The sequence below is a fragment of the Facklamia sp. P9177 genome (assembly GCF_050409585.1).
Taxonomy (GTDB): domain Bacteria; phylum Bacillota; class Bacilli; order Lactobacillales; family Aerococcaceae; genus Facklamia.
Map to the genome: position 1 here is coordinate 24,712 of NZ_JBNUPE010000009.1, position 13,095 is coordinate 37,806.

At 37.4% G+C, this 13,095-nt stretch carries 10 protein-coding genes and 1 other RNA gene; 7 read left to right on the plus strand and 4 right to left on the minus strand.

Annotated features, from left to right (window positions below):
- The first annotated feature begins 138 nt into the window (after nucleotides 1-138).
- The gene (locus ACQV18_RS05845) at nucleotides 139-2,421 is read left to right on the plus strand and encodes an Ig-like domain-containing protein (RefSeq protein ID WP_428892703.1); all 2,283 of its coding nucleotides are present in this window, start codon (nucleotides 139-141) and stop codon (nucleotides 2,419-2,421) included.
- 8 nt (nucleotides 2,422-2,429) lie between these two features.
- On the opposite strand, the gene ACQV18_RS05850 is transcribed toward ACQV18_RS05845, so the two are convergent.
- Complete coding sequence (locus ACQV18_RS05850) at nucleotides 2,430-2,645, minus strand: transposase (RefSeq protein WP_428874423.1); 216 nt, start codon at nucleotides 2,643-2,645, stop codon at nucleotides 2,430-2,432.
- Nucleotides 2,646-3,023: 378 nt separating this feature from the next.
- Here ACQV18_RS05850 and ACQV18_RS05855 point away from each other — a divergent pair, with 378 nt between their 5' ends.
- On the plus strand, nucleotides 3,024-4,232 hold the full coding sequence (locus ACQV18_RS05855; protein ID WP_428892704.1) for an acetate kinase: 1,209 nt from the start codon (nucleotides 3,024-3,026) through the stop codon (nucleotides 4,230-4,232).
- A gap of 117 nt (nucleotides 4,233-4,349) precedes the next feature.
- Nucleotides 4,350-4,889 carry a bifunctional pyr operon transcriptional regulator/uracil phosphoribosyltransferase PyrR gene (gene pyrR, locus ACQV18_RS05860; protein WP_428874395.1) on the plus strand — a complete coding sequence of 180 codons (540 nt, stop codon included), beginning with the start codon at nucleotides 4,350-4,352 and terminating at the stop codon, nucleotides 4,887-4,889.
- Between the two features lie 383 nt (nucleotides 4,890-5,272).
- Here the strand turns inward: pyrR and ssrS are convergent.
- Nucleotides 5,273-5,455, minus strand: a non-coding RNA gene (gene ssrS, locus ACQV18_RS05865) — 6S RNA.
- A gap of 144 nt (nucleotides 5,456-5,599) precedes the next feature.
- Entirely contained in the window at nucleotides 5,600-6,871 is a 1,272-nt protein-coding gene (locus tag ACQV18_RS05870) for a replication-associated recombination protein A (RefSeq protein WP_428882475.1), read from the minus strand.
- 142 nt (nucleotides 6,872-7,013) lie between these two features.
- Here ACQV18_RS05870 and ACQV18_RS05875 point away from each other — a divergent pair, with 142 nt between their 5' ends.
- The 4 genes from ACQV18_RS05875 to recD2 all read left to right on the plus strand — a co-directional run bounded on the left by ACQV18_RS05875 (nucleotide 7,014) and on the right by recD2 (nucleotide 12,293).
- Nucleotides 7,014-8,156, plus strand: a complete 1,143-nt coding sequence (locus ACQV18_RS05875) for a cysteine desulfurase family protein (RefSeq protein WP_428892705.1) — start codon at nucleotides 7,014-7,016, stop codon at nucleotides 8,154-8,156.
- A 14-nt stretch (nucleotides 8,157-8,170) separates the two neighbouring features.
- Nucleotides 8,171-8,509 (plus strand): cysteine desulfurase, encoded by a 339-nt coding sequence (locus ACQV18_RS05880; protein ID WP_428874259.1) that lies wholly within the window; start codon nucleotides 8,171-8,173, stop codon nucleotides 8,507-8,509.
- 91 nt (nucleotides 8,510-8,600) lie between these two features.
- Nucleotides 8,601-9,743, plus strand: coding sequence for a tRNA 2-thiouridine(34) synthase MnmA (mnmA, locus tag ACQV18_RS05885; protein WP_428874258.1), 1,143 nt, complete (start codon nucleotides 8,601-8,603; stop codon nucleotides 9,741-9,743).
- Nucleotides 9,744-9,878: 135 nt separating this feature from the next.
- Nucleotides 9,879-12,293 (plus strand): SF1B family DNA helicase RecD2, encoded by a 2,415-nt coding sequence (gene recD2 / locus ACQV18_RS05890; RefSeq protein WP_428892706.1) that lies wholly within the window; start codon nucleotides 9,879-9,881, stop codon nucleotides 12,291-12,293.
- Between the two features lie 96 nt (nucleotides 12,294-12,389).
- Here recD2 and ACQV18_RS05895 read toward each other — a convergent pair whose 3' ends face one another.
- Nucleotides 12,390-12,698: a hypothetical protein gene (locus tag ACQV18_RS05895; protein ID WP_428874256.1), complete on the minus strand. Its 309-nt coding sequence runs from the start codon at nucleotides 12,696-12,698 to the stop codon at nucleotides 12,390-12,392.
- Nucleotides 12,699-13,095: the final 397 nt, after the last annotated feature.

Sequence of the window (13,095 nt, forward strand, 5' to 3'; positions counted from 1 at the left end):
TCACTAATGATTGTAAAGTGTACAGGAGGTCTATTTAGTCACATTCATAATATTGTGTGTAATTACCACAACATTATGGATGTGGCCGTTTTTTAATTGTATAAGTATGGTATTTTTTAAAATTTAAGGAGTGATAATATGTTAGGAAAGAATAATGTTACAGAGTTACAAAAGAAAAATGCTAGAAAGAAAAAAATCTATAGTTTAAGAAAATATAGTGCAGGCTTAGCATCCGTTGCTATTTCAAGTATGTTCTTTTGGGGTTCGAATAGTGTTTTAGCAGCAGAAAACACTACGGAAACTTCCCAAGTCATTAAAATTGATGATGCAGAAATATCGGCTGTTGATCAGAGTTTATCAACAGCAATTGTAGAAACTGTAGAATCAGTTGATTCTAACGAGATTCATAGTGAAGAAGTGTTAGAAGAGACTAACAGTACCGAAATGAGTGTGGAATCATCAGCTGATGAGAAAACAGTAGAGTACGAGAGCGTCTCAACTTCTATTCCAGAAACAGTCGGCAGCTTAGTTGAAGAGACAACTGAGAGTTCTACTGAAGAATCTATATCTACTGAAGAAGAAATAGTTTCAGAGGAAGAGCTAATCATTGATGAAGAAGCCGCTGTGATTGAAGAAAGTGTAGTCAATGAGTCAGACTCCATTGTTAATTCAGAAGAAAAAAGTTTGGGAGAATCAGATGACCAGTTAAGTGAACTTCATCAATTAATTGATGGTGAAATTGATCGCGAGGCGGTGATCCGTCAACAATTAGCAGAGATATACAGTGCTGAAGAAATTGAAGGAATCCTTTCAGGCGTTGATAAAGAGACCCTTCAAAATGCGTCCGCAGAAGTTTTGATGGAGAAAATTACTCAAGCTGGGATTGATTATGCTGAAAAACACTCTGGCTTTCAAATGTTTGCTATCCAAAATGCCACAGGAAGAGATGTAAAGGATTTAATCCAATTTAGTGATTTGCAATTTAAAATACTTGGTGGGAACGGTAGTGTATTAAATGCAACTCAAAATGGGGAGATTGCTTTTACTGGGAACTATCAATTAGATAACGCTATTAATTCTGGTGATTATTTTGATGTTAATTACGGTCAATATGTATTACCTGGAAGTATTACTGTTCCACGAAATGGAGTTCAATTTAAAGATAGTCGAGGAAATATTATTGCAGAATCATTTTATGATCCAGCTACTAATACTACTCGATACATCTTTACAAAATATGTGGACTTAAACCAAAATATTACTGGGTCATTTAACGAGAAATTAGTGGCTAATAGAGACACAGCTGTAATAGAGAATGTAGATTATCCTGTTACCGTAACCATTGGTGGGGAATCCATCTCTAAAGATATAACCATAGATTATGGAAATACTAAAACAGAGAAATTAGTTCAAGGCATCACTGAAACAGGACGTGATTCAGAGGGACGCAAACTTCTTAAGTATACTGTTTATTTAAACAATAAAGGAGAACGAATTGGACTTTATTCTGATATTCGAGTCATAGCTGATCAATTTCATATTGATCCTAATTCGCTGAAGATTCATAAAGTTATACCTAAGAAGGGGAATAAAGATTATCCTTCTCAAATTATGCGCGATAGTCTGGTCCCTAACTTAACAGGAGATAATGCTAATTTTAATGTAACTGTAATAAATGGTACCATTATGAATAATCCAGAATATGGTAATGCTAATGTTATTAAATTAGGTCGAATGTTAGAAAACGAACGCTATGTAGTAACTATGACCTTGGTAGAGGATTCACCCGGTGCCTCTAATAATTTAGAAAAAATAAAAGTTGTTACACGTCTTCATAATTCTGCAGATCCAAGTGGTAACGCTATTGTTGGGAGAAACTCAACTATATCTCATACAAGCTCATCATCCACAGGTGAAAGTACAGAAGCAACTGGTTCATTTGTAGAACATCATATTTATCAAACTATAAAATCAGATGGTTCAATTGTTGTGGATATAACCGATACCAAGCCAGTTCAAATTGGTAAACGGAACGAATTTTATCAAACACAAAAACAGGATAAAGAGGGTTATGAGTTGGTTAAGGTAGAAAACCCCATCAATAATCCAATTTATAATGAGGATGGAAGTCTTGCTGGAGGAAATTATCAACCAGGTAAAAAAGTTGAAATAACCTATGTATATCAAAAACAGGAAGATCTAAATCCAACACCAGATCCAGATCCAACACCAGATCCAGATCCAACGCCAGATCCAGATACACCTATGAGCGAAGAAGTAACTGTCAACAAGTCAGAGGTTACACTGCCTAATACCGGTTCTGATGAAGGAGAATATGTAGCAATGGGTCTTGCTTTATTGGCAATGGGCTTAGGAATTTCTGTAGCAGAATTAAAAAAACGCCTAAGTGAGAATCAATAAGCTGTAGGCTATGACTCTAGTGTTAGATTTTTAAGACTCTGTGCCGAATAGGGTTGATGACAATTTAAGGAGACTAAGCAACTAATGATTGTTTGGTCTCCTTTTCTTTTCTTCCTGACATATAATCTTGATATTAAAAGAATTATATTTATGAAATGGTAGTAGATCCTAAAACCATAGACATTGCGCTTAAGTATTTTAATTTTATTATTGAACCCTTCAATTGACTCGTTCTTTAGTTGAAGATGGTTAAAGGCGCTCTCATGGGGGTTATTAAATTTGACAAAACTTCTAACTTATCCCAGTTGATAACAGGTAGTTAACAATATTTCCAGTATCCCCGGCTATCCAGCAAGTCAAAAAACGGCACTAAGTAAAAAACAACCTTAAAAGGTAATAATCGTTATGGCTGAAAGGAGGGGAGCTATTTTTAATTCATTAATTCTTTATTATTATCAGTAAGTTAATAATTATTAAACTTTTGAAGGATAGAGCAAACTTTATTAAAAACTTCACAAAATTTTGAATCAGTGTTTACGGTGTAAGGATAAACATGATATACTAGACCTATATGAACTAACAAAGAAATGGGGAAATTGTAAATGTCTAAAACAATGGCGATTAATGCGGGTTCTTCAAGTTTGAAATTCCAAATCATAGAGATGCCTGAAGAAACAGTGGTTTCTAAAGGATTAGTTGAACGTATTGGATTAAGCGATTCAAAATTAGAAATTAAATATACGGACGCTAATGGTGAAGATCAAAAGTTTCAAATAGTCGAAGATATTGCAGATCATGCTCGTGCAGTGGATTTATTACTAACTAAACTTCTAGACTTAGGAGTTATCACAAACTTTGAAGAAATTACCGGTGTCGGACACCGTGTAGTAGCTGGTGGAGAACTCTTCAAGGAGTCTACTCTAGTAGATGAGCAAGTTATCAAAAACATTGAAGAATTGGGAGATTTCGCCCCCTTACATAACCCTGCGGAAGCAGTCGTAATTCGTGTTTTCCAAGAAAAATTACCACATGCTACCATGGCAGCAGTCTTTGATACTTCTTTCCATACTTCAATGCCGGTTGAAAATTATTTATACAGCATTCCGTACGAATACTATGAAAATTACTCCGTTCGTAAATATGGAGCTCATGGGACAAGTCACCAATTTGTGGCCCACCGTGCAGCTGAAATCGTAGGTAAGCCCATTGAAGATCTTAAAATTATCACTTGTCATTTAGGGAACGGAGCTTCAATTACTGCTGTGGAGAAAGGGAAATCTGTTGATACTTCAATGGGCTTCACTCCACTAGCTGGCTTAACAATGGGAACACGTGTCGGTGATATCGATGCATCTGCAATTCCATTCATCATGCAAAAGGAAGGTATTGAAAGCATTGAAGAGATGGTAACTATCTTCAATAAAAAATCTGGTTTACTCGGTATTTCAGGTGTCTCATCCGATATGCGTGATGTGGAAGAAGCTGCAGAAGCAGGAAACGAACGTGCACAACTAGCTCTAGATATTTTCTTCAATCGTATTATTAAATACATTGGACAATATGTAGCAGTGATGAATGGTGTAGATGTGATTGTCTTTACTGCCGGTATCGGTGAAAACTCTAAAGAAACACGTGAAATCACTATGAGAAACTTTGGTTATATGGGTGTTAAGATTGACGAAGAGCGTAATAACACGCGCCAAGAAGCCATCGTTTCTACAGATGATTCTACGGTAACAGTTATCAACATTCCTACTAACGAAGAAATTGCGATTGCTCGTGACGTTGAGCGTCTTAAAAATCAAAAATAATCATTAAGATAAGTTGGTTTGAACGTTATTCTCATTTGAGAATGACGTTCTTTTGGTATATTATTAAGGGAAGAAAATAAAGAAGTCTAGAGATACCAAACTGAAGGAGACACATGAATGGCTGAAAATATTATTATAGATGAGCAAGCGATCAATAGAACTCTAAAGAGAATGGCCCACGAAATTGTCGAACGGAATCCGAACGTCCAAGAATTAGTATTAGTAGGAATTAAAACAAGAGGCATATATTTAGCCCATCGTTTAGCTGAAAAAATTTCGCAAATTGAAGCTATTCAAGTAGAGCTAGAAGAGTTAGATATTTCTTTTTACCGTGATGATTTGACCCACAAGTTTAAAAATGAAGCACCTGTTGTTCAACCCCCTCACTTTTCTCACTCAATGCGTGATAAAGTTGTGATTATGGTGGATGATGTTTTATATACAGGTCGAACCATTCGAGCAGGACTGGATGCGATTCTATCGTCAGATCGTCCAGCCAAAATTCAATTGGCAATACTGGTGGATAGAGGTCACCGTGAACTCCCAATTCGCGCTGATTTCGTCGGTAAAAATATCCCGACATCCAGCGAAGAAAAAGTGGCAGTCAAATTAAATGAAGTAGACCAAGCAGAAGAAGTCGTTATCTTACGTAAATAAACGAAGCCCTTCAAAGTTATTAGCTTTGAAGGGCTTTTAATTTGAATGAGTTAATGCGACCTAAGAGTAAAGTAGATGAGCACAGAGACCATGGTAATCAAAATCAAAACAAGGACTAGCCAGACAAGACTCCAAATTTTTAATTGTAAATAGATTAAGATAAAGCCTAAAATAGCTAATAAAAAAAAGGTTAGTGCGATTAAATTGAAGACCCTAAGGTCTTGTAGCTTGAGCAATTTTAGTAAGGAATGTCGGAAGTAAAAAATATAGAGGGCCAAAATCACTAATATCGATGGGAAGGCATAGAGCAAAGCTTGTAGCATTATTAACCTCAATTCTATCTAAAGATTCATTAAAAAGAGCTGGCAATTGCCAGCTCTCAAAATATATCCGAATCGTGCCGATTCAATAAAGCTAGGTTGAACCCGCTAGCAATTAGGTGGGGTTCTCACGAAATGCTTCTGACTTCCACATGCGATGGCTTGTCATAGGTATTCGATTGAAGAATCCCTAATGTAAAATGTTCGGTCAACACATTGACTATCTCTCGAACACATCAGATATATTTCCTATGTACCTAGTATAACACGATGAGATTGAATTGCAATAGTTTTGTTTGAAAAAATGAAAGCATTTACAATATTAGTCGTTAGTAGCTTATTGTATTGAGAAAGAAAAATCGAAACCCATAACTAAACCTTCATGTAAAGCTAATTCTGCTGTTTTTTTATTTCTTGATAGTATTGGTTAATAGCAGCTTCGTATTTTCCTGTTGGTTCGGCTTTGAAGTATTGCTTATTTTTAAGGGGATCGGGAAGATATTGTTGACGGATAAAATGATTGGGATAATCGTGAGGGTTTTGATAGCCGATGGAGCGACCTAATTTTTTTGCTCCCGCATAATGTCCATCTTTTAAGCTGTCTGGTACTGGGCCTGTGTGTCCAGCTTCAATATCCGCCAGGGCCGCATTAATGGCACGGTAGGAGGTGTTGGATTTAGGACTTAAGGCTAAATCTGCCACAGCGAAAGCCAAAGGTATGCGTGCTTCTGGTAGGCCCAACTTTTCAGCAGCTTCAACAGCCGCTACTGTTCGTTGAGTAGCTTGCGGATTGCCAAAACCAATATCTTCATAGGCAATAACTAACAAACGTCGGCAAGCGATGACTAATTCACCAGCTTCTAAAAGAATAGCTAAGTAATACATAGCCGCATCCACATCTGATCCTCGGATTGACTTTTGAAAAGCAGAGATGACATCATAGTGATTGTCACCATCTTTGTCATGGCTTAATCGTTTACGCTGTAAACATTCTTCAGCAATTTCTGGCGTGATTACAATCTTACCCTGATCGTTTTCAGCTGTAGAAAGAACGGCCAACTCTAATGCGTTGAGGGCTGAACGAATGTCGCCATTTGTTACAGATGAAAAATGTTCAAGGGTGTCTTTGGTAATTTCAACTGGATACTTGCCCAAGCCATGATCAACATCCTTAATCGCTCTTTGTAACCCCTCTTGAATCTCTTGACTGGATAGAGGTTTGACTTCAAAAATTTGAGTACGTGAGCGAATGGCAGGATTAATCGAAATGTAAGGATTCTCAGTAGTCGCACCTATTAAAATAATCCGTCCGTTTTCTAAATGAGGCAACAAGTAGTCTTGCTTAAGCTTGTTCAAACGGTGAATTTCATCTAATAGTAATATCAAGGTACCTGACATTTTGGCTTCAGTGACGACAACTTCTAAATCTTTTTTTGCATCAGTTGCTGCATTTAAATGACGAAAAGCATATTCCGTAGTACCAGCAATAGCAGCAGCAATCGAAGTTTTTCCGGTACCTGGTGGACCATATAGAATCATAGAAGAAAGACGTTTGGCCTCAACCATTCGACGGATAATTTTGCCAGATCCTACAAGGTGAGTTTGTCCCAAGATTTGATCAATGTGCTGCGGCCGCATGCGATAAGCTAAAGGTTGTTGCATTAGGAAACCTCCTTATAATGTGTATAGTTTACCACAAAAGGCTCTTTTTGATTAATATACGCCTTTTATTTCTATAAGTAAACACTTTCAAAATCATTAAAATACGTTATAATAGTTGTATTAGGAATGAAAAGGTGAGGCAATGATATATTTTGATTATGCAGCGACAACCCCAGTCGACCTCCGTGTTCAAGCACGAATTTCTCATGCTTTAGCAGAATCTTTTGGAAACCCTTCTGCTACATATAAGCTAGGAAAGGCAAGTAAAAATAAGTTGACCTTAGCGCGTCGACGCTTAAAAGAGTTGTTAAAATTAGATGAAAACGCTGATTTGTACTTCACTTCTGGTGCAACAGAGGCCATCAATTGGGCACTGCGATCACAAGCTGTTCGAGCACGTGATTTAGGTCTAGGTAATCATATTGTTACCACAGCAATTGAACATTCAGCAGTGGATAAGGTTCTTCTTGATTTAGAAAACAGAGGGTTTGAAGTGAGCCGAATTCAGCCGGACTCTAACCAACAATTCACACTACAGCAATTTATTGAAGCCAGTAAAGAAACGACCATCGGTTGGACAGCTATGGCAGTAAATAATGAAGTGGGTTCTCAACTTCCTATCCAAGACCTAGGTCAATATGCTAAGCAAAAGGGCTATTGGTTCCATGTTGATGCCACTCAAGCTGTTGGTTATCAACCGATTAACCCACAAATTTTCCCTTGTAGCTCTTTCAACGGGTCAGGTCATAAATTTTATGCACCAAAAGGAATTGGTTTTCTGGTCTATCAGGCTTGGAACAAAGAAATGACCTTAGATCCTTTATTATTAGGTGGTGATCAAGAATATACTAAGCGTTCAGGAACTGAAAACCTTCCTTATATTTTAGGTATGGTGGAGGCCTTGGAGTTGATGTATCAGGGGTATGAAGAACTACAAGGAAATTTTAAAGAACTAACAGCATATTTTTTTCAACGATTAGATGAAGCGAGCATTAACTATCAAAGAAATGGTGATCTTAATCATCATAATAACCGCATACACAGTATTTGGTTTAAAGGAAAATTAGCTAGCCAGTTGATTATTCAAATGGACATGCAAGACATTTATCTTTCAGCAGGATCCGCTTGTTCAGCCGGTTCAGTAAAACCCAGTCGCATTCTAACTGCTTATTACCCAGATAACCCAGCGCGTTGGCAAGAGAGTGTTCGAATTTCATTTGGTCGTTATACGACTAAAAATGAGATTGATCAATTAATTGAAGCAATTATAAAAATAAATAAATAGTAAGGAGTAGAACAATGGCATTTACACCAGAAGCAAAATTATTAGGATTCAATCGAACTTTTGAAGTCAGTCCAGAATGTAGACCTTATACTTTAAGAGATAATGGCTTCAATGAAACACGTGGAGGTAACTACTTATACAAACGAGAATTAGATTCGACACATCGTACAGGTTTGGTTTTAAAGGTAACTGTTAATGCTGATTTAAATGGGTTAAAAATTTCAACCGTAAATTCTAACGGTTTGCAGGCGGTTAATGTGTTCAGCCTGGCCAACAACGAGATGGTAATTGAAAAAATAAATTTCATTTTCGACGGATTTGTTGACCGAAACGTTCTAGTTGAAGTAAAATAGAAAATAGTTTTGAATGTATCTAAACGGACTTTCCATTCAAGGTGAGTTCGTTTTTAATCTTTATATAAATATTAAAAGAAAGGAAGACCCAATGACTCCAACAAAAGATAAAGCACAAACGCGAGTAGTGATAGGTATGTCAGGAGGTGTCGATTCTTCGGTAGCCGCCTTATTACTAAAGGAAGAAGGCTATGACGTGGTCGGTCTGTTCATGAAGAACTGGGATGATACGGATGAAAATGGTGTTTGTACGGCTACCAAAGATTATGAAGATGTTGCCTTAGTCGCTGAACAAATTGGTATTCCCTATTATTCAGTTAATTTTGAAAAAGAATATTGGGATCGCGTTTTTGAATATTTTTTAAGTGAATATCGCAAGGGACGAACACCCAATCCGGATGTTATGTGTAATAAAGAAGTCAAATTCAAGGCCTTTTTAGATTATGCCACCGAATTAGGGGCGGATTATATTGCCATGGGTCATTATGCCCAAGCAGCAAGAGATGACAAAGGACAGGTTCATTTGTTGCGTGCATCGGATCAAAGGAAAGACCAGACTTATTTCCTTAATCAATTATCTCAACAGCAATTACAAAAAGCTTTATTCCCACTTGGACACTTGGAAAAAACACAAGTGCGTGAAATTGCAGCCCAAGCAGGCTTAGCAACCGCTAAGAAGAAAGATTCTACTGGGGTATGTTTTATTGGAGAGAGAGATTTTAACCAATTTCTATCTAATTATTTACCCAACCAACCGGGTAAAATGAAAACTTTAGATGGTGAAGTGAAAGGCGACCATATGGGATTGATGTACTATACAATTGGGCAAAGACATGGTTTAGGTATAGGCGGATCTACTGGATCGAATGGCTCCAATGAGCCTTGGTTTGTGATTGGCAAGGACATGGCTACTCAAACACTTTATGTAGGCCAAGGCTTCCACCATCCGCATTTATATGCTGATTACTTAGAAGCTTCGGATCTTTCTTTTACAGATGGTGATAAGAGTGATCGGACTTTTAGATGCACTATTAAATTTCGTTACCGTCAAGAAGATGTTCCAGCAGAAGTGACGATTTATGACCAAGGGAAAAAAGCACGAGTGGTTTTTGATGAACCAGCACGAGCCATTACGCCTGGACAAGCGGTAGTTTTCTACCAAGACCAAGAGTGTCTAGGAGGTGGCATTATTGATGCGGCCTATAAAGATAATCAAATGCGGCAATATATTTAACTGTCAGTCACCCTGAGCATTTAGGGTGATTTTTTTATGGACATATTAAGAGTCTTAGGCAAGCTTTGAATGGCAAGCTCTAGTTCTTAATAAAAAAGATTGATATAATAAGACATACAAGTGAGGTGAGAGTGGATGGAAGAATTAATAGTAGGTAGCGTGGAAAGTACCATCTTCGAAAATGACCAAAATTTTTATAAGGTCTTGCGCATTAGTGTAGATTTAGATCAAACGAGTCTCTTGGTAGACGAAGAATTGGTTATTACGGGTCAATTTACTACGATCCATTACGATACGCCCTATCAATTTTTTGGAAAATTAGTCTACCACCCACGTTTTGGACAGCAATTTTCAGTCACTCGCTACCAGCAATTGATGCCGACTTCACGCAGGGGCTTAATTGATTATTTGTCCAGCAATCGTTTCAAAGGAGTAGGTCCTAAAACAGCCACAAAAATCGTAGAGTCATTAGGGGAAACGGCAATTGATCAAATCCTTGATGATCCCAATGCTTTAGACAAAGTGAGTGGTTTAACAGCTAAAGTTGCCAATCAATTAAGGGCCAGTCTTTTAAAATTTCAAGGAACAGAACGTATTTTTATGCAGTTAAGCGAATGGGGCTTTGGTCCTAATTTAGCAGATAGAATCTATAAGAAATTCCAATCGAATACACTGGAACAAATAAAAGAAAATCCCTATCAATTAGTAATAGAGATTGAAGGAATCGGATTCACTAAGGCCGATAAGTTAGCAGAACAATTAGGCATTCAACCCGACGCCGCTGAACGAATTGCTTCAGCTATTACCATGGCGGTGGCACAAATTTCTACCGATCAAGGAGATACCTATGTACCGATACCGGATTCGTTGAGAACTGCACGCGACCTCCTAGAAAAAAGTCGCCCCTTTTTGATTGAGGATGATTTATTGACCAAGGGGTTGGATCTTGCAATTATTCAAGACCAGCTGTTAGTGCTAGGAGAAGATCTTGTCATTCCCTCAATTTTCTACGCAGAGTACGGAAGTAGTAAAAAGATTCACGACTATCTGATGGCTGAACAAGTTAAGCGATTTGAAGCAGAAGAGATTGATCAAGCCATTGAGGATGTTATGGCCTTAATTAAAATTGACTATGATCAAGAGCAACAGCAGGCATTAAAATTAGCCATTCAATCCCCTCTCTCTATTATTACAGGAGGTCCAGGAACCGGAAAAACAACCTTGGTACAAGGACTCATTTATTTACATGCTATCTTACATGGCTATGATCTGGCCGATCTAAATGAGGATAATTTTGATTCTCCAATCCGTTTGGCGGCTCCGACAGGCAGGGCGGCTAAACGGATGCAAGAAACTTCTCATTTGCCAGCTTCTACCATTCACCGCTTAATTGGTTATAATCGTGAGTCGACGCTAAGAGACTTTGAACCGATGATAATTGATGGCAGCCTTTTAATTATCGACGAAATGTCAATGGTTGATGTGTGGTTAATGAATTGGTTGCTACAAGCCATTCCCTATGAAATGCAAGTAGTCTTTGTCGGGGATAAGGACCAACTGCCCTCAGTAGGACCAGGTAAAGTTTTTTCAGATATGATTGATTCGGGTCTGATTCCAACTGTTTCGCTATCCAAAATTTATCGTCAGTCCGATGATTCATCCATCGTTCATTTAGCTCACCATATACGTCAAGGCTATCTGCCAGAGGATTTTTTAGCCAAGCATAATGACCGTTCATTTATCCCTTGCTCTGCTCAGCAAGTCAGTGATGTGGTTGGACAGATTGTAGCAGCAGCAATTAAAAAAGGCTTTAATAGCCAAACGCTACAAGTCCTAGCCCCTATGTATAAGGGACCAGGCGGCATCAATCAGATCAATGACTTGATGCAAGAAATGTTGAATCCTGCTAGTTCAAAAAAACGTGAGATAAAACATTTTGACCAAGTCTACCGTATAGGAGACAAGGTTCTTCAACTGGTAAATAATACAGAAGAGGGTGTTTACAATGGGGATATTGGCAAGATAACTGCTATCTTAACGGCAAAAGAAAGTTCAAATAATGTGGAAGAAGTGATTGTTGATTTTGATGACAATGAAATCCATTATCGAAAAAATGAACTGGATCAGCTGACTCTGGCTTATTGTTGTTCCATTCATAAGGCACAAGGATCAGAATATGACTTAGTCATCTTACCATTGGTTGATCGCTATTCACGCATGTTAAGAAGGGACATCATCTATACTGCTGTGACAAGGGCGGTCAAATCCTTAGTCATGGTAGGGAACCCTCAAAGTTTTAATAAGGCGGTTTCACAAGTTCAAATAGAACGCAAAACCAAATTAGCTGAATACTTACAATTAAACTTGACTGAGCAAGCAAAGAAGCGAGAGCTGACAAAAAGCAAAAAGCAAGAGGATGATACAGCAAGTGTTACTCAAGTAGCAGAAAGCAAAATGTCAAAAGAAAGCTTTGTCTTAAATGACCAAACCATCTGGCAAGTCGATCCCATGATTGGCATGGAAGGACTCAAGCCGGAAGATTTTGTATAGTAATAAAGCTTTCTTTGTGTGATTTTAATAGTAACTAGCAAAACCTCCTAAAGAATGTTTCTTTAGGGGGTTTTGATAATTAAAACTTCAATCGCATTATCTATTGATTATAATTTCAAATAAAACAGAAAGGATGCCGACGATTATCAAGATGGCCATCAGAGAATATTGTTTTCTACTATAAGCTAAATTTATTTCCATCAGCCATGTGGCAATATACACTACTGTTGAAATAAAAAGTAAAGCTAACCCTAAGGACAATCCAATCGAAAAAAGTGGATTAGACTTAGGCAAGCCTGATAGCAAGACGGATATAATTATGATTACGCCAATCATGCCTATAATTGGAAAGATTTTCAAAATGTTTTCAATTTTTAAATCTTTCTTGTGATTATCTTTATTCATAAGTTTCACCACCTTTTATAAATATTATTTAGCTAATTTTAATTTAATAACTGGTCCTCAAGATTAATTATATAACTTGTTACAACTTCTATCTTTCTTCAATTCCTTGATTTTTTAAAGGTGTTATGGATGCCTAGGCTTTTACTAAAGAATTTATCGTACGATCACCTACTTTTCAATGAAAAACTTTCTATTAATGATTATATACTAACTGGCAAGATTTTTTTATTCAGGATTGACCTTTTTTATAAAAATTGCTATATTACTAAAGGTAGAGGACATGTCAGGTCATTCTAGAGAGATTACATTTGGTGCAAGTAATCAAGACATTGATGCTCCCTCATACGGACCATTCGAAAGATTGGCGTTTTGCTGGCGTTAACAGTCACTTAAGAAG

Bases quoted from the DNA above. Each gene is read 5' to 3' on its own strand.
- ACQV18_RS05845 (WP_428892703.1), top strand. From the start codon at position 139: ATGTTAGGAAAGAATAATGTTACAGAGTTACAAAAGAAAAATGCTAGA.
- ACQV18_RS05855 (WP_428892704.1), top strand. From the start codon at position 3,024: ATGTCTAAAACAATGGCGATTAATGCGGGTTCTTCAAGTTTGAAATTC.
- pyrR (WP_428874395.1), top strand. From the start codon at position 4,350: ATGGCTGAAAATATTATTATAGATGAGCAAGCGATCAATAGAACTCTA.
- ACQV18_RS05870 (WP_428882475.1), bottom strand. From the start codon at position 6,871: ATGCAACAACCTTTAGCTTATCGCATGCGGCCGCAGCACATTGATCAA.
- ACQV18_RS05875 (WP_428892705.1), top strand. From the start codon at position 7,014: ATGATATATTTTGATTATGCAGCGACAACCCCAGTCGACCTCCGTGTT.
- ACQV18_RS05880 (WP_428874259.1), top strand. From the start codon at position 8,171: ATGGCATTTACACCAGAAGCAAAATTATTAGGATTCAATCGAACTTTT.
- mnmA (WP_428874258.1), top strand. From the start codon at position 8,601: ATGACTCCAACAAAAGATAAAGCACAAACGCGAGTAGTGATAGGTATG.
- recD2 (WP_428892706.1), top strand. From the start codon at position 9,879: ATGGAAGAATTAATAGTAGGTAGCGTGGAAAGTACCATCTTCGAAAAT.
- ACQV18_RS05895 (WP_428874256.1), bottom strand. From the start codon at position 12,698: ATGAATAAAGATAATCACAAGAAAGATTTAAAAATTGAAAACATTTTG.